Annotated in this window: 17 protein-coding genes and 1 riboswitch; of the genes, 14 read left to right on the forward strand and 3 right to left on the reverse strand. The window is 34.3% G+C overall.

Annotated elements, in window-relative coordinates; genetic code table 11:
* Nucleotide 1: 1 nt before the first annotated feature.
* The 7 genes from Q1K34_RS06180 (at nt 2) to Q1K34_RS06210 (ending at nt 10,075) form a co-directional block, all read left to right on the forward strand.
* Nucleotides 2–619, forward strand: a complete 618-nt coding sequence (locus tag Q1K34_RS06180) for an alpha-ketoglutarate-dependent dioxygenase AlkB (protein WP_300435933.1) — start codon at nt 2–4, stop codon at nt 617–619.
* 45 nt (nt 620–664) lie between these two features.
* The gene (locus Q1K34_RS06185; RefSeq protein WP_300435935.1) at nt 665–1,759 is read left to right on the forward strand and encodes a DNA/RNA helicase domain-containing protein; all 1,095 of its coding nucleotides are present in this window, start codon (nt 665–667) and stop codon (nt 1,757–1,759) included.
* Nucleotides 1,760–1,769: 10 nt separating this feature from the next.
* Nucleotides 1,770–3,572, forward strand: a complete 1,803-nt coding sequence (locus tag Q1K34_RS06190) for a Rho termination factor N-terminal domain-containing protein (RefSeq protein ID WP_300435937.1) — start codon at nt 1,770–1,772, stop codon at nt 3,570–3,572.
* Entirely contained in the window at nt 3,572–5,014 is a 1,443-nt protein-coding gene (locus Q1K34_RS06195) for a hypothetical protein (RefSeq protein ID WP_300435939.1), read from the forward strand. Before Q1K34_RS06190 ends, Q1K34_RS06195 begins: the two co-directional genes overlap by 1 nt.
* Before the next feature lie 3 nt (nt 5,015–5,017).
* Nucleotides 5,018–7,519: a BREX-1 system phosphatase PglZ type A gene (gene pglZ / locus Q1K34_RS06200; protein ID WP_300435941.1), complete on the forward strand. Its 2,502-nt coding sequence runs from the start codon at nt 5,018–5,020 to the stop codon at nt 7,517–7,519.
* A gap of 11 nt (nt 7,520–7,530) precedes the next feature.
* Entirely contained in the window at nt 7,531–9,546 is a 2,016-nt protein-coding gene (gene brxL / locus Q1K34_RS06205) for a BREX system Lon protease-like protein BrxL (RefSeq protein WP_300435944.1), read from the forward strand.
* Between the two features lie 88 nt (nt 9,547–9,634).
* A complete protein-coding gene (locus Q1K34_RS06210) occupies nt 9,635–10,075 on the forward strand; it encodes a hypothetical protein (protein ID WP_300435948.1) in 441 nt (146 codons plus the stop codon).
* A 195-nt stretch (nt 10,076–10,270) separates the two neighbouring features.
* Here the strand turns inward: Q1K34_RS06210 and Q1K34_RS06215 are convergent, their stop codons facing one another.
* From Q1K34_RS06215 to Q1K34_RS06225, 3 genes are all read right to left on the reverse strand, one after another.
* On the reverse strand, nt 10,271–10,936 hold the full coding sequence (locus Q1K34_RS06215) for a hypothetical protein (RefSeq protein ID WP_300435951.1): 666 nt from the start codon (nt 10,934–10,936) through the stop codon (nt 10,271–10,273).
* 104 nt (nt 10,937–11,040) lie between these two features.
* Nucleotides 11,041–11,559, reverse strand: coding sequence for a hypothetical protein (locus tag Q1K34_RS06220; protein ID WP_300435954.1), 519 nt, complete (start codon nt 11,557–11,559; stop codon nt 11,041–11,043).
* A gap of 35 nt (nt 11,560–11,594) precedes the next feature.
* Nucleotides 11,595–12,002, reverse strand: a complete 408-nt coding sequence (locus Q1K34_RS06225) for a hypothetical protein (RefSeq protein ID WP_300435957.1) — start codon at nt 12,000–12,002, stop codon at nt 11,595–11,597.
* A gap of 89 nt (nt 12,003–12,091) precedes the next feature.
* Nucleotides 12,092–12,189: riboswitch (SAM-I-IV-variant riboswitch) on the forward strand.
* Nucleotides 12,190–12,242: 53 nt separating this feature from the next.
* Between Q1K34_RS06225 and Q1K34_RS06230 the strand changes: the two genes are divergently transcribed.
* The 7 genes from Q1K34_RS06230 to Q1K34_RS06260 all read left to right on the forward strand — a co-directional run bounded on the left by Q1K34_RS06230 (nt 12,243) and on the right by Q1K34_RS06260 (nt 17,686).
* Nucleotides 12,243–12,992 (forward strand): hypothetical protein, encoded by a 750-nt coding sequence (locus Q1K34_RS06230; RefSeq protein WP_300435960.1) that lies wholly within the window; start codon nt 12,243–12,245, stop codon nt 12,990–12,992.
* 7 nt (nt 12,993–12,999) lie between these two features.
* The gene (locus Q1K34_RS06235; RefSeq protein WP_300435963.1) at nt 13,000–14,445 is read left to right on the forward strand and encodes a hypothetical protein; all 1,446 of its coding nucleotides are present in this window, start codon (nt 13,000–13,002) and stop codon (nt 14,443–14,445) included.
* Between the two features lie 33 nt (nt 14,446–14,478).
* Nucleotides 14,479–14,877, forward strand: a complete 399-nt coding sequence (locus Q1K34_RS06240; protein WP_300435966.1) for a DUF3293 domain-containing protein — start codon at nt 14,479–14,481, stop codon at nt 14,875–14,877.
* A gap of 40 nt (nt 14,878–14,917) precedes the next feature.
* A complete protein-coding gene (locus Q1K34_RS06245) occupies nt 14,918–15,343 on the forward strand; it encodes a hypothetical protein (protein WP_300435969.1) in 426 nt (141 codons plus the stop codon).
* Nucleotides 15,294–15,740, forward strand: a complete 447-nt coding sequence (locus tag Q1K34_RS06250) for a hypothetical protein (protein WP_300435972.1) — start codon at nt 15,294–15,296, stop codon at nt 15,738–15,740. The genes Q1K34_RS06245 and Q1K34_RS06250 overlap by 50 nt, the downstream gene beginning before the upstream one ends.
* The gene (locus tag Q1K34_RS06255) at nt 15,716–16,525 is read left to right on the forward strand and encodes an ADP-ribosylglycohydrolase family protein (RefSeq protein WP_300435974.1); all 810 of its coding nucleotides are present in this window, start codon (nt 15,716–15,718) and stop codon (nt 16,523–16,525) included. The genes Q1K34_RS06250 and Q1K34_RS06255 overlap by 25 nt, the downstream gene beginning before the upstream one ends.
* 111 nt (nt 16,526–16,636) lie before the next feature.
* Nucleotides 16,637–17,686 carry a hypothetical protein gene (locus Q1K34_RS06260; protein WP_300435977.1) on the forward strand — a complete coding sequence of 350 codons (1,050 nt, stop codon included), beginning with the start codon at nt 16,637–16,639 and terminating at the stop codon, nt 17,684–17,686.
* Nucleotides 17,687–17,793: the final 107 nt, after the last annotated feature.

A 17,793-nucleotide genomic window follows, 5' to 3' on the forward strand; every position in this document is an offset into this window, starting at 1 on the left:
TATGGATCAATTAGATTTATTCGGTGCTCCCGAGGAAGAAACCCAAACTCATTTTGAAATTCGAAATGGAGAATATATCCATATACCCGGCTTTTTCAATAAACCTGAAGCAGATCAATATTTTCAATCTCTTTTGAATAATATTGAATGGAAGCAGGAATCCATGAACATGTATGGGAAGGAAATTAAATTTCCGAGACTTACTGCCTGGTATGGAGATAACGATAAGCCTTACAGTTTTTCAGGTATCACACTTAATCCACATCCATGGAACAAGGAACTTCTTGAAATCAAGAAAAAGATCGAACCAGAGGCCGAGGTATCATTTAATTCGGTATTACTGAACCGTTACCGTGATGGCAACGATTCTATCTCCTGGCATACAGATGCAGAAAAAGAGCTGGGTAAAAATCCTGTTATCGCATCGGTTAATTTTGGTGCCGAAAGGAAGTTTCAGCTAAAGCATATGGAGACCGGAGAAAAAGTAGATATCGTTTTAAAACACGGGAGTCTACTGATTATGAAAGGAGAGCTTCAGCATTTCTGGAAGCATCAGGTGCCAAAGACTAAAAAAAATGTATCAGAACGAATAAATTTAACATTTAGAGTAATCAAATAAAATAACCACCACGGCCGCCCTACCAGCCTCTTAAATTATTATTTAATGCCATATTATTTTAATTTACCGGTAATCACGGAACTAACGATTGAACAACAGGCAGTTTTGAATGAGCCAGCGGCTATAGCGGTATCTGGAGGTCCAGGCACAGGTAAGAGTGTAGTGGCTCTTTGGAGGCATATTCGTAATCATGATTCAGATACAAGACATAGTTTATTGCTTACTTACACAAAATCGCTTGAACTATATCTTTCTTCCTCGGCGAGAACAATCAATCAAGATGCAGGAGATCATGTGAATAGGACATACCATTGGACGATCCATGAAGCTTCAGCAGAATATGAGGAAATAATAATAGACGAAGCTCAAGATGTAAATATTAATAAATATTTCACGATTAATCGTTTATCTGATATGGTTTCTTATAGTGCTGATAATAATCAAAGCTTGTATTCAAACGGCACTAAAGAAGAAGATCTGGAAAATTTATTTCAAAACCCTCATTATAGGTTGAGAAAGAATTTTAGGAATTCAAAACAGATATCGCAATTCGTTAAATCAATGTTTCCTGATTATCTAATTCAGTTTGGGAGCCAAGAATCTATGGTGCCTAAATTGATTTGTTCTAATGCAGATTTTACTATTCAGGATAAAATTGTATTTGATATTTTAGAATCTTTTGCTGAGGAAACTCATAATATAGCAATTCTTGTACCTTTTCAAAACAGTGTACAATATTGGTATGACAAAATAAGGGAAGAGGGGTACACTTGTAGTAAATATTCAAACCACGATGAAGAAATAGAGCGTATCGAGAATATCCATGTAACTACATTTAAATCTTCTAAAGGGTTAGAATTCGATACAGTAATTGTTCCATTCTTTAACCAATTTCAATATTTTATTGATAACTATGATATCGTTGAAAAGAATGATTATTATGTGGTTTTTACCCGAGCTCGAACCAATCTTTTCTTAATAGATAATAGTGCTTTAAGTAATAACAGAACATCTCTTGATTTTATTTCGATACCATTATCTCGAAACTTATTAGAAGTGGATTACGATTATATTTTTAATAATACAACAACCAATACTTCAAGGCAATATATAGAGGAAGAAGACGATTTGCCATTTTAAAAATTTTATTATGATAGATACTTACTATTACCATCTCGATTCGGAAAACCTTGCCCAAATAATTGTGAGTGCACTAATATGTCCTGTTACTTTTATTTCAGAGAGGAAGGAAGATCTACAGGATTTGATGCCGGATCAAATGTTATTGTCAAAGAAAAAGTGGCATAAAGACTATGATACTTCTATAGAATTGGTATTGACTGCAAGAGAAAAGGATTCTTTGAGGGAAGTTTCAAATGATTATTTTGTTTTAGATGGTTTCCTACCTATTTCAAGGATTATTAAAATTTATTTTCCTAATGAAGATAAATTAAAGATTATTCATTGGAACATTGAAAATGGAGCAGGGTTCGTACCTTCAAATTGGATTAGTGTAGAAGGAAAGGAACAAAATGAAGTGTCTTTAGATATACCGGAGAAAACATATTACCCAACTTTAATGGATAATTCAAATGTTCTCAAGCAAATAGGAGCATTTAATAGATTATTGGGAGGACTGGCATTTATGCGGATTGCCTTAGTTGATAATGAAGATGAATTAATTAACTATCCTATTAATTACATTTCTACATTTTCCTTTTTTAATAAAAAAGTTGAGGAAGAGTTAAAGGCCAAAAAACCAGATTATAAAAAAACCTATCACGAAATATTCCAAGGAGATACTGAGATTTATAAATTTTTACATAAAAAAATAACGATCGATATCCTTGGAAATATCGCAAGGGAGAGAGGAAAGGAATTAAAAGAAAAATTTAATATCGTAGATCCCGAACAATTTAGAGGTGATCGTCTACTTTACAATTTATCTATACTATATAATTATGGTGAGGGAAAACCGAAAAAAACCGTAGATCTTATAGGATCATTTATAACCAAACAAAACTGGAGAGTAAAGGAAGAAGTTGGACTGATTTATGGACTTCATTATGGATATAAAAGTCTAAGAAACCTATATAAAATTGGTGGTAATGAATGGGAAGTTAAATTTAGGATGGATCAAAAGCTAGATTTCTATCTTTTAGAGTCAGTTTATCAGTTCGTACTAGATAAGAATTCTTCGCAATATGAATTTAGCTATTTAGATCCTATAGTGCCAAGGCAGAAAGGTGAAAAAGTCCCATTTAATTACGAGGCTTATAATATTCTTAATACACTTATTATTACCAAAGAAAACAGGTATCAGGAAGGTCTAATTAAAATAATAAGACAATTATCTAAAGAACTTATTTCTTGGTTTCCGAAAGAAGTCTTCTCGATTAATCAAAAGGAATTTGAGAAGAAAATGAAAAAAAAGGTAAAAAATGATTATGCAGATATAATCAAAGAAGTACAAGGTGATATAATTGAGAACATTAACCTAAATGAACTATTGAAAGAGGAAAAATATGAGGTAAAGAATTTTTCTATTGATCCTGAGAAGTCAAAAACCTCAGATTTATATCAAGATCCGGAAGAAGAGAAGTCCGTAGTTAAAACCTGGGATTTGTCTAATGCCGAAATTAAAACCGAGGAAGAGGATATAGGAGCGAAGAATAATCCTAAGTCAGAAGAAACCGTGAAGGAACAATCTGAGAACTTAAAGAAGGTTGAAGAAAGTATTTCGAATGATCAAGACCTTGGTGGATTGTGGGCCCAAAATAAAAATGTTAAGGTTGCTTCCCATGAATCTGAAGGTAATTTTAATCGAATAGAAAATTTATCTGATTTAACAGTAAAAGACCTGAAGAAGATTGCTAAGGAAAGGGGGTTGAAGGGTATTTCTAATTTAAAAAAGGATCAATTAATCGAAAAGATTAAAAATAACCTAGAATAATGCTACTAGAAAAATATAGGTCAGCTCTTAATTCAACCAACGACCTTTCTAAATTTATTGAAGAAAATGGTGATAAACTATTTGATTATTATGGACTGATTAACCATAAAGAATTAGAAAAAAGGCGTAAAGAGTTTGAGAAAATTATACTACGATATCCAATTATCTCTAATCTTGATTTTTCTAATCAAGTAAATGAAGCTTATCTTAATTTACTTTTATTAACAGCTATAAGGCTCGGAGATAGATTTGTTTTTGAACGTTTTTACAATCTTCTTTCTAGTAATAATCTAGAAAAAAGCTTGATTATTCAGGCTTCTTCTAAATATATGTATAGAGTAAGATCACGTCAGGAGCTTGAAGAGGCTCTGCCGACTGTCCTTGATCTATTGGACAAAGCTTATATAGAAGAATCTCATTCAGACGATGATGTTATAGCTTGTTTAGTAAATTATTACGCACTATTTATAAAAGACTTTTTTGAATTTTCTCCTCATAGAGTTCATGCAATCAAAGACAGTATATTAGCTTCAATAGATAATAAAGAGTATTCTTTTTTAGCCAATGGAATATTAAAGATAGTTTTCAATATAACCCTGGAGAATGAGACTGATCTTTTTTATACTATACAAGAACACCTCGATGAATTCTTAGGTCGCGATAGAGTATTTAGCTTTTATGACAGTGGGCTTCTACTTGAAAAAGACACTTCTTATTCTGAAGAAATTTTAAAAATGGAGTTTTCATTAGAAAATCTTTTGAAAATGAACCGTATCCTTTATTCTGAAATTAGAGATGATAAATATTACGAGGCCCTAGGCAGAGGTGTCAATATTTTAGATAAAGAGGAATATATGCTGGCCTATATGTATGCTTATGGTAAAATGCACATTGCTAAATTGAGATTTGCAATTTCGAAATTACCAGATTATATAGACAATTCCTCGATCATTGATTGGGGTTGTGGACAAGGTTTAGCTTCCATGGTATTAGTAGACGAAATTGGTACTGAAAAAATTAATTCAATTTGTTTAATTGAGCCTTCGAATGTCTGCCTAAAAAGAGCAGCATTACATCTAGTTCAAAAATTATCTTCAATAAAAACTATTAATAAAGATTTTGACTCCTTGAATGGCGAAGATTTGGAAGCTGTATCCCAAGGTGAATCTTATATACATCTGTTTTCGAATATACTTGATGTTGAAATGTATTCCATCTCTAATCTTATTCAACTTATAAAAAGTAGATTTAAAGGAACGAATTATTTTGTTATTTCAAGTCCATATATAACTAGCTTAAAAACAGCTCGAATAGACAGCTTTATTAACTCATTCGCAGAAGACTTTGAAGCAAAAGTTTTTTTTAGAACTGAAAAGCGAAAAGGTGAATGGAAGAATAACTGGTCAAAAGTAATTAGAGTAATAATGGTAGAAATTGAATAGGGTATGGAAAAAGTTTCAGAAGCGCTTCAAAAAAGGTTTAAGGAAAATAGAGTCATTTTCTGGTATGATGAAAAACAAGAATTTACCGAAATCTTTGAGAACCTGGCGATAGAGCAGGTGGAGAAACTCGAGGTAAGTGGTAATGAATTTGAAGTAAAGTATCGAATCCTAAAAAATCATCCAGACACAAAGTTTCTTCTTTATCTCCCTTTTGAAAAACCAGTTAATGAATATAATTGGCTATTAGATCTGGAATTAGCCAATCATGTTTTCCATACAGATCAGGAAGCGATGTTTCTTCAGGAATTAGGTCTTGATTATTTCTTGAAAGAATTGGTAGCGGAGCACATAGAATTTTTTAAATCTAAGGAACGAAAGCAGAAACTTAAGGCTTTGATCACTAAGGATGATGAACAGCAGAAGATACGATGTAAAATGTTATCTGTCGTGTTTAATACTGAAACAACAAACCTGGATCAATTTGTTCAGGCATATTCTGCTCAGGTAATAAACAAATCAAAGGACTATGGTAAGCTTCTAGATCGCTTCAATCTGAATAGCTTCTTCTGGAGCGAGATTGCTAAGGTCTATAATTATCACTCAGATAATCCTTCAATCTATGATTTCCTCTTAGATCTTTTCCAACATAATTTCGTCCTGGGAGAGAAGCATAATTTGAATATTGAATCGAGATTGATTTTAAGCACTTGGAAAAACACAATTCCATTTCGGGATTATTTTGGGGAAATTTCAGAAAGAATAGCTGGCGATATCCAGATTGAGGAGAAGTTGAATTCAGCCCAATTAGATGAAATAATTTCAGACGACATTTTCAAATTAACTGACCAGAGAATAATACATGAACTAGTTTCTCAATTAGTTGCGGAAGATCTTAACTATGAAAAGGTTGCGACCTTTATCAAGAGGCGCGAAAATAAATTCTGGTATCCAAAATATTCAGAGTTCTATAATACAATCGAGTCAGGAGCACAATTAATAGACCTGGTTAAAAAATATATAGACCATCAGTTTAGTAGTTTTGAAAATGGAATTAAGGAATACACAACTGAATTTTATCAGGTTGATTACGCCTACAGAAAATTTATCTGGAATTACCGCCTTTCTAAAAATAATAATGTCCTACAGGAATTAGCTGAGAAGGTAGAAAGGATCTACAACAATTCCTGGTTATTGCCTTTTAATGACAACTGGCAAAAAATAATTGATGGTATAGAAGTCTGGCCCACTAATAGACTTGATAGTCAACAAGGATTTTTTAAACACCATGTAAAACCTCTCCTGGATAAAAATCAGAAGCTATTTGTAATTATTTCAGATGCTCTGCGCTTTGAATGTGGGGTTGAACTACATGAAATGATAGTTTCAGAAAATCGGTTTGAGTCTAATTTAGAATTCATGGTAGGTAGCTTGCCTTCCTATACCCAATTAGGAATGGCATCCTTGCTTCCTCATTCCAAATTAAAGGTTAAGGAAGGTGGCGACAGTTTAATTGTGGATGAAATGTCCGCATCTGGTTTAAAGGGTCGTTCTAAAATTCTACAATCAAATTCTGGGGTTCGTGCCACCGCAATTTTGGCAGAAGATCTAATGAAAATGAAGACCAAATCTGGTGGAGAAGGAAGAGAGTTTGTAAAGAATCATGATTTAATATATATCTATCATAATCGAATAGATAAAACTGGGGACGATAAAACCAGTGAAGGAAAAGTTTTTGAAGCTGTAGCAGAAGAATTGATTTACATTAAAGATATCCTGCGTAAAATATCTGGTTTAAATGGTACCAATGTATTTGTAACAGCCGATCATGGATTTATCTATCAAAATCATAAACTCGATGAAAGTGATTTTAGTTTATCTGAGTATGAAGGCGATTTATGGAAGGAAAACAGAAGATTTGTACTTGGACAAAATCTTCGAGGAGATGATAAATCAAAGAAATTCAGTGCCTCAGAACTAAATTTGAATAATGACGGTTTGGAGGTTTTAATTCCAAAATCTATCAACAGACTTCGAATTAAAGGAGCAGGAAGCCGATTTATTCATGGAGGAGCCTCTCCTCAGGAAGTAATAGTTCCGTTATTGAAAACAGCAGTGCGGAAGCGAACTGACACCGTGAGTCAGGTGAGTATTGATATTATTAAATCGACCGATCGCATTACAACCAATATTTTACCCGTCTCATTTATTCAACAGGAATTAGTAGGTGAGAAAATATTAACAAGGCAGATCAGGGCTGGACTGTATGCGGAAGATGGAGAACTTTTAAGTGATCAGTTTACTTTTAATTTTGATATAGAAGAAGGAAGTGAAAGACAAAGGGAGGTTAAGCATCAGTTTCATTTAAGTAAAAAAGCAAGTGGGAAATATAAAAATCAAAGGGTAAGACTGATTTTAGAGGAGCCACTGGAAGGTACTAACAAATGGAAAAAATATAAAGATTTTTACTATACTTTAAATATAACTTTTTCGAGCGATTTCGATTAAAACGATAAGATATGGAAGAACTGGATCAAAAGCTTAATCAAAGTTTTGGAGGAAAGGTGGTTCGAAAGGATCTCACAAAACTCGTTAAGGGAAATGCGATTGTTCCAACATACGTTCTTGAGTATTTATTAGGACAATACTGTGCTACTGATGATGAGGAAACCATAAACCAGGGAGTAGAAACTGTAAAGAATATTATTTCGAAACATTTCGTGCATCGGGATGAGGCTCAAATCATAAAATCTACAATTAGGGAAAAAGGCTCACACAGAATCATTGATAAAGTTTCTGTAAAGCTAAATGATAGAAGAGATAGGTATGAAGCAAGTTTTGCGAACCTAGGTCTAAAACAGATCCCAATATCTGATGAAATAATTAAAGACCATCAGAAACTTCTTTCTAGTGGGGTGTGGTGTATATTAACCCTGGCTTATTTCCCGTCTGATGAGAGAGATCATATTCCATGGCTGATAGAAACATTAAAGCCGATACAAATTTCAAATGTAGATGTACGGGAATTCAAAGAAGAGCGTGCTAAATTTTCGAAAGAAGAATGGATTGACTTATTAATGCAGTCCATCGGATTAAATCCTGGCGAATTTACCTTAAGAACAAAGTTGCTTCAACTGATAAGACTAATTCCTTTTGTAGAAAACAATTATAATCTGATCGAATTGGGCCCAAAAGGAACTGGGAAATCTCATATCTATTCGGAGTTATCCCCGCATGGGATATTAATTTCCGGGGGAGAGGTGTCTAAAGCAAAACTTTTTGTGAATAATAGTACTGGAGATATTGGCCTTGTAGGCTATTGGGATGTTGTAGCCTATGACGAATTTGCAGGTAAAACCAAGCGTTCAGATAGAGGCCTGGTGGATATAATGAAAAACTATATGGCCAATAAATCTTTTTCCAGGGGAACCGAAGTATATGGTGCTTCTGCTTCAATGGCTTTTGTAGGTAATACAGATCATTCTGTTCCTTTTATGCTTAAACACAGTGATCTTTTTGATGCTTTGCCTAAAGACTATTATGATTCAGCTTTTTTGGATCGAATACATGCCTATATTCCCGGATGGGAGATCCAGAAATTGAGAAATGAGATGTTTACTTCCAATTATGGTTTTATAGTAGATTACCTGGCCGAAATTCTAAGGGATTTAAGACGTGAAGACAGAACTCATGAATATACCCAGTATTTTGAATTATCTGATTCAATAACAACTAGGGATAAAACTTCTATTGCCAAAACTTTTTCTGGGATGGCTAAGATTATTTATCCCAGTGTAGAAATGAAGGAGGAGGAAGCAAAAGAACTGCTTGACCTGTCAATTGAAAGTAGGAAAAGGGTAAAGCAACAGCTTCAGAAAATGGATGAAACTTTTGAAGGAGTTGATTTTAGCTATACGATTAAAAGCTCAGGTCAGAAAATTGAAATCGAGACTCTAGAAATATTAGATTTTGGTGAGACTCTTATTAAAGAAAAGAAAACCAATTCAGAGGAAATTAAAGAAGTTCCCGCTGATAATGAGGCATCGGGAAATTTAGAGCTGGAACCCAAGCAGAAAATTATTAGAGATAATCAGTCAGGCATATCCTATGAAAATCTCTTCGGAGCTTATTTAATAGGCGCGACAGAAATAAAATTAGTAGATCCATATATTAGGATGCCTCATCAACTAAGAAATTTTATGGAGTTTATTAAACTTCTCGTTGATAACAAAGATCCTGAAAAGGAAATAAAAGTTCATCTCGTAACCACTTGCGATGAAGAGTATCTAGAAAACAATCAGGATGCCTTTAAGAATATGGCTCTTTCTGTAGAAAGTATGGGCGTAATTTTGACTTATGAATTTGATGACTTCATACATGACCGTTATATAGAAATGGATAATGGCTGGAAAATTATATTGGGCCGTGGGCTAGATATCTGGCAAAGAACAGGAGGCTGGTTTGATATAAACGAGTATGTGCAGGAGCAAAGGACTTGTAAAAGTTGTGAGGTCACGTTTATAAAATTAGATTGATGTATCTACTAGACGTGTATAATACACAAACAGAATTTGTTTGGGGGTATTTTAAAGAAATAAATTATTTTAAAATTTAACTGAACTTATGGAGCCTGATAATAAAGAGCTTGCATGTATAGAATATGTTAGGAACTACTATTCTTCACCACAAAAATGGTCTTTTTTTAGAAAACTTTTCAATTTGCGACCCCGAAAACTTAAATCAGATGACGTAATTGTTTCAAAAAATAAAACATTTGCTCAGTTATGGAAAGACCACGGATTAGCAGCTAATTATTCTGTAGATATAATGCAAAGGTATAACGACAAAACAACATGTATAAAGTTTTGGGCAGAAACCTTGTATTCTCATGAAATCGACATTGAAGGTATCCATGATTCCATAATTAAGGAAAGGACTAAATTTGCGGAAGAAACAAAAGGGACAGGTCTCCGTATGATTTATGCAGATCCAATAGATGTTGTTCCGAATAAAATTGATGAAATGTATGGAAATTACAAAAAAGACTTTGATTTGAAATTTTAGAAAAAAGTATATAAAAATGTTATATTAATCCTTATAAACTCTGAGCCTTTTTACAATTTTAAACTAAAATGTTTTCGGTCTACCTGGCCCCGATTGAAATTTGAGAATAATATTGCTGTTACTTCTCCAAGTATTTTATAATACATATTGATTTTGCTACCGGCCAATGATCTCTAGTTAATTAATAACCGATTGTCAAGCTTTTTTCAATTTCTCAGTATCCAGTTCAAATGGTATGTCGTCTTTAAGGGAGAGAATAGCATTTGCAATTAATGCGCCCTTTTCTAGTAGGTTCACTCTTTCGTCATCCACTTCAAATTCATATTCTTCTAAACATTCAATTGGTGAACTTTTCCCACGTAGAATAGAAAAAATTCCATTTAATATTTTCTCGTCCTCTTCCTTAGAAAGGTTTATCTTTTTTTCGCCTTCAGGAGTAGAATTAAAAAATTCCCATTTCAATATTTTAGTAGACTTAAGATTATAATCTGAGCCTTTTAAAGTAATAACGGCAAAAACATCAGGACCTAAAGCCTTCTTGATTAGGTTGTGAATACTCTCATTAATTAAATCAAATTCCTCTTCCGTACCTTCTAAACTGTAGTTGTAGTCTTCTCCTTCATCTTCCTCCTGGTAGAATATGACCTGTATCGAAGATGCGCTTGCGCCATTGTTCTCTATGATGTTCCAGGCAATACTATCCAGATGTTCCTGCAGGTCGGGATATTCGAAGTTAAAACTGGAAGCCTCCAGTGTTGAACTGCGTAGCTGTGTATATTCTATTTCCACCTCACCTAAAACATCTTCTCTGCATAAATAGTTTACTAGATCGAAGCTGTTTTTAAATTTTTGTATTGACATAGTTTTTCATTTTATTATTAATAAAGCGCCCTTCATAATTACATAAAGATCTTAAGCTACACAGTTATTAGATGTCATTAATAGAAAAAAAATTAAAGTTTTACCTATTCATTTAGAATCTTTCGAATAGCCTCTATATCCTTAAGTAATTGCGGGTATTCTTCTTCCGTGACATAAAATCCTCCGCTAAAACCCTCCATTTCATCCACCACTTTTACTTCTGAGCCATCAGTGAATTGGATATGCTTATTTTCACCATTTTCAAAATAAGTTGATTCTTTTATTTCTTTTTCTCGTAAGTCTAGCTCTGAAAAGATGGGTAAATCTATTCCCCAGAACCATTTGGCAACTCCCATTTTTTTATGGCTTTTCTTAAAAATTTCATAGAACTCTTTACCAAAATTATCTACAAATGTTTCTGGGGACTCATAATATATATATTCACAATAAAGTAGATTTACCAGAATCTCGGCGTAATCATCACTTCTCGCCAATTCCTGCCACTCTATCAAACTTTGATACTGGGGAGGAGACATGCCCAAGTCTTCAGGATAGGCAGTTCCTATGTAAACATACTTTTCGAATTCATCTGAAGAATCTTCCCGATATAATATTTCTTCCATTTTTTCTTATTCCAGTTTATTAATTAAAGCAGCAATTATTCACTTGATTGCTTGAAATCGATTCCGGGATCCAGTTGATCTTTATCTTTTTCCAGCATAAAAGTTTCATCGTCAAATACGACTACAACTCGATTTTGCTCCAGGGCGTTCATTAAAATTTCTACCAATGTCAATATGCTTTCTTTAAGTTTTACTTCATCGTATTGAAATTTAGGATATTGAATAAAGCTGATATCGACAGAAGGTTCATCCTGACCAGAAAAAACAATATCACAATTAGCAATTTTAGTACTCAAGTGTATATTGAATCTTCTAAAGATCATTTTTTGAACTGCGACCAGTTGCAATTTAAATTCCTCCAGACTAATAAAGTCCTCACGGTATCCCCTTTTTAAACCAAAGGTAGCTACTGCCCTAAAAGTTTTGGATTTTTTGATATTCATAAATGCAAATGAAATCTTTAGGTGAATAAATTAAAAAAGCAATAAAAACAATTAATTTTTGGTGAAAAAATTTTTTTTTGGTATATTCCAGACATCATTACGAATCTCATAAAAGAGATAGCAACCAGCGATAACAAGCAACGGTGCTTAAACAATGAGCCTTATCAAAGGAAATAAAATGTTACTTCCACAAATGATTAAAAGCTTCGGCGTAATGATGTTAATTTTAAAATAGCATCAATGCTGAAAAAATTAAAATATACAGATGAGGAAAAATTGCAGATCACATTTTCCTCCATTGTCTTCAATGTAAAAAGTATCAATGAAAAGTTTGGAAGTCTGGTCATTTTCGCTAAACAATTTGATCTGTACGGCGAGACTAATGGCAGGCTATTCTATTTATCTGAAAAGCTGGGGCCTCCCCATCTTCTTTATGAGAGAATGAGAAAGCATTTCCAGCCACTGGGTTTGACCAAAGGCGAGGATTATTTTTATGTAATTAAACATTCCGCCTCTGATAAAAAGATCGAACATCCTTCTTGCGGGAGTATTGCCTGGCTGGGAAGTGAAATAACTCCTGAAGGAAATTTTATGTGGTATAGAGATACAGCTGGAGACTCGTCCTTAAAAGATAAATTCGCAGTGAACATTTATGAAAAACCTAAGATATTAAACCAACAGCATCTTACCTTTAAAATCCTGGATTCCATGGATCCAAGACCTGGTTTCCCCGCAAGTCGTTTCATTGAGGTTCCCTATGACAGATTCATTCAATTTGAGGAAAACTGCGTGCCGGTATTTATTCCGACTGCCGCAGGAACATTTCCGGAGGAGATAATTCCCGAGGCTTTAGAGGGGCAAAAAGTAGCATTCTTCTATTATAATGATTTACCTATTACAACAACAATTTTTCAAGTTGTAGATGGGAGGAGAACACTCTTTCAAAAGATTTTGATAGAGGGTGAAACGAGCAACGAAACCCTTAATTAGAACATTCATGCAGGATCATATAAAGTTTAAAATGCTCACCAGTGGATATCCAGGTTTTGATTTTCCGGAGGACCTCTTGGAGGAGGTGGATCTTTCTACTTTTTACGAGATTGAAGAAGATCGTTTTCCCCTGTTTGTTGGGACACAATTTGGAACCTATCCTCTTGATTTTCCCTTAGATACATTTGAAGGGAAAAAAATTGCAATCCTACACAAGTCATTGCTGTCCGGCCACCAATCAGGTCTATCAATCTATGAGATCAGGAAAGGAAAAAGAAATGAGATCCAGAAGATAACCCTGAAAGGCCCAATATGGGAGCCCGAAAAATTAAAAGAGTATCATAATGAACCTCTAGACGAGCCTAAAATTAAGATACCCGAATTTTACGCATATGAAATTTGGTTTTACTTTGAATTAATAGGAAGCAAGTACAGGGGTTTTTCTCTACCTGAAGCTTATCATCAGGCAATTTCTACAGCATATAGAGATTTCGTGAACTTTGGTCATGAGAACACGGATAGTGACTGGATCAGCTTCCTTAGATTTGAACAGGCAGGGGATCACCAACATCTTTTTCGCCTTTTGGATAAATGTATAGAAGATCTGTACCCTGATTCAAAAACTCTTCCATTACCGTTGGAAAGAGAGCTTCAGTTGTTTAGGAACATCAGAAATCCATACCAAAGACGATGCAAAAGTTATGCAGAGCTGCCAGCGGAGGAGGATGTTCTAATACTTTCCGAACTAGGTCTATGCGTTTACTATAATAACTTCATCAACATTAACTCGCATGAAGCGAGAGAAACACAAAATGAGATCATTCAGGAATTCAGACACCGAAATTTTTATATAAAAAATGAAAACCTTTTTAGAAATCAAGCGAATCCTATCCAGTGCAATGTTAACGGTAGCATTCCTGTACTTCAGGTAAATAATGCTGTAGATTATAGGAAAGAGAAAGATATTCCTTCATTCGAAAATGGTGTTGTCAATGCTCAATTATTATATGAAGGTTATTACGCGGTGTATAATGAACTCACAGATATTCAGGTTGTTGATGTGCTAAATAAGGAAATCGGGATCAAATGTTCGGGAATAGGAAGGGCTGCTCATCTAAGAGCTATAAAGGCACAGTTCAAAAGTCGTGAAATTGATACAAGCGCCATTTCAGATAATCGGTCCTTTACTTTAGCGTATTGTGTGGTGCTGAAAAATAAAAAGTTGGTCAGGCTCGGAGAACTTGGTCTGGATCCTATGATGTTAATCCTCAGGAGTTATTTTAAAAAGTGTTACCCGTCTCACGACCTAAATAACACTAGGATCATCTATCATGACCTGGAGAAACTGGAATTGGTGAGTTTCGATAATAGCTCGATTTATGTAATACCGATCAATGATCTCCTGAAACAGAAGGGAGAAATGAAAATTATTGGAGATGCCAGAGAGCAATAGTTTTAAAAGTAATAATATAAAAGCCGATATAATATGGACAGTCATTTATTAACCGCCTATAATAATACATCCTATAATGTTTTTGAGCCGGCACTATCAATAAAAATAGGACAAAGGAACCCGGAACTAGATACCTTTTTGAAAAGTATGAACCACAAGAAATGGGCATTTATTACGGCCTGCAATCCCTTTTCGAAAATTGTATCAGACCGGGAAAATGAGGAACGTCATCACCAACTTAAAGAACAGATAAAAGAATATCCATTTTTTGAAGGAGAAGGAAAAGGTATGGATACATCCTGGAAGCCGGAGAGAAGCTTTCTGATTCTGGGTATTTCAGAAACAGATGCAGTTAAACTCGGGAGATACTTTGAACAAAATGCTATTGTTCTTGGATCTTTAAAAGAACATGCGAGACTATTGCTAGTGTAAAGTCAAATCCTTATTGAAATGAAAAAATAAAATCATCGAGATGAAAGAAATTAAAGAATTCAAGAGAAAGAAGAAAAATGATTTTCCGCCCGGGTATGGGAAGTTTCCGTATGTGGTGGTAAAAATAGGATATGCCAGATATCTGCAAATTCCTATTCACAGGACCTCAAAGGAAGAGGATTTTTCCTTGAAGGGAATATTTATTTCCGAAGAAAAGGAACCGGATATCAAGCTGAAGAAAGAACATGATCTTTATGCGCTAATGCAGGTTCGCAAACAAAACTATCAGGAAAAAAATATCTATTTACCAATGTGCCTTGTAGAAGGTCCGGAAGATGCAGTCTATATAGATGAGCAGGGAAATACTTCAGAGAATTCTTCTATTCCTAAAGGAGGGGTTTTATTAACGGCAAACCATGACATTATTTCAATGGAGGGACCACATTATTACCTATTCAATGAATAATCCTAATTCATCTAATAACTCTGCATTTCTGGAAATTCAAAGACCTATAGTAAAAGGGTTCCAGGAGTTAAAGAAAGTAACAGAAGGGTTAAGTTCCAGAACTAACAAATTGGGATGGAAACAGCGAAATGTATTAATTAGTCACGTCTATTCAGATTATCAAAAGCACCATCAGTTAGAGTTTGCGAGAAAAGAGTGGGAGGAGGTATCCTGGAAATATAATGTGCACCTTAAGCTGTATGAACTAATGCGGGAATATAGAGACATCTATGGTTACTTTCCTGAGTATGTGGAAATGTTCAGTCAAATAGATGTAATTATTGATCTTGCAGGTAAGCAGGATGAATTTGAAATTGCGCAAATTCTGGTGAATTGGAGGAAGAGGCTTTCACGGTAAAACGAAGTAGAATGATAGGATCAATTATAGGAGACATAGTAGGCTCAGTTTTCGAGCACAGGAATATAAAAACTACAGATTTTAAGCTATTTAATTTTGGTGCAAGGTATACGGATGATACCGTATTGACTATTGCAATTGCTGATGCCATACTTCATCATCTACCCTATGATCTTGCGTTAAGTGAGTGGGGACAGAGGTATCCCGGAAGAGGCTACGGAAATAACTTTGATACCTGGTTATATTCAAAAGATCCTCGGCCGTATAACAGTTGGGGGAATGGTTCTGCAATGAGAGTTAGTCCGATAGGTTTTGCCTTTGATGATATGGAGCGGGTTTTAAAGGAAGCCAAAAGATCTGCTGAGTTTTCACATAACCACCCCGAGGGAATTAAAGGAGCCCAAGCTATAGCTGCAGCTGTTTTTCTTGCACGAAGCGGCAGTTCTAAATCTGAGATCCGGGATTTTATAACTAATAAATTTGACTATGACTTGAACAGAACTGTTGAGGAGATCCGTCCGGGTTACAAGTTTGAAATCAGTTGTCAAGGCTCGGTTCCCGAAGCTATTATCTGTTTTTTGGACAGCAATGACTTTGAAAATTGCATACGATTGGCAATTTCAATTGGAGGAGATAGTGATACCATAGCTTGTATGGCTGGAGGGATTGCACAGGCCTACTATAGATCTATAGGACCAGAAATAGTTTCTACTGCAAAAGAAAATCTAGCGGAGGAGATGATCGTTGTTTTAGACAAATTTGAGGGAATGTATCCGATTTTTTGAGAAAATAACTTGTAGCATTGTAAATTAAAGGCACAGATAGAGCAGTGTCTATATAATGATAAAATTTAAGATCTTTTTAGATAATATTTCTTCTGAACTAAATATTTAAGAATGTTTAAACAAAATAGTGGATGTGGAATTTATGGGTTGATTTTTTGTTTATTAGGTGGATTTATTTTAGCTCTTGAGGGAAATTTTTTATACCTGATTTACCTGATCTGTTTTATTACCATCCCACTTTTATTCATTTGGATGATGAAGTCCGCTGAAAATAAGGGTATTCAAGAACAGGAAAAAAAGGAAGGTATAGGTAAGCCTTTAACCAATAGAAAAAGCAGAAAAGAGCAATTCACCATTAAAGAAGGAGAATTAAGGGGAGCACTTAATGAGAGGGAGCTGCCTGAAAATATTAAGAACTTGACAGATTTAGAAAAAATACATTTGACTACGCTCTACCCCATTGAACTCTCAAAGTTAATTAACCAAAATTCAAGGCTAAGGTATATATCATTAAGCGGACCCTTCTGGTTTAAGAACAATATCGGACCGGGAATTCAAGAGCTCCTTTTATATGATCATGATAACATTGACAAAATTTTAAATAAGATTGACCAACAAAGATTATATACTCTTGTTGTAAGCTCCAATAGGATTGATGTACAGGGATTAATAAGATTTGTGAAAAATTTGAATAGTTTAACTATCTCATGTGGCTTAAAAGAATTTCCTTATGAACTATTGAACCTCAAGAAGCTCCAATATCTTGACCTTTCAAAGAATCAGATTAATAACATATCGAAAAAAAGTCTTCAACGCACGGATATTCAAGGATCCAACTTGAAGGCCCTGTATCTTTCGGAAAACAATCTAAAAACATTACCTCTGTCTTTTTTTTACATAAAAACTTTAAAGTATGTACATTTAAAGGGTAATCCTTTAAAAAAAAGGATACTTAAAGAACTGCAGAGGAATTTTTCTGATAAAGTCATTTTAAGCTATAGTCAGAAAGAAATGGCGACCCGTACTTTTCATCCCCGGATCTGGTTTGCTTTAAAAGTTCTTTTGTCCCTCATAATAGTCTTATTCCCTATTATTGTCTTTGGAAGTTTTGTAGGCTCAGTTCTTATTGGTATCGTTGTTTGGTCTGCATGGAGGGTCTAAAACTTAACACACCTGGATTCGATAAGAGAAATTTAAGCAGCTATATTAGTATTATTATTTTTATTAAAACCGAGTTGTTGTTCACCTATTTCCATGGAAGGGTCTTC

Source organism: Christiangramia sp., from assembly GCF_029937855.1.
In the GTDB taxonomy this organism is placed as follows: Bacteria; Bacteroidota; Bacteroidia; order Flavobacteriales; family Flavobacteriaceae; genus Christiangramia.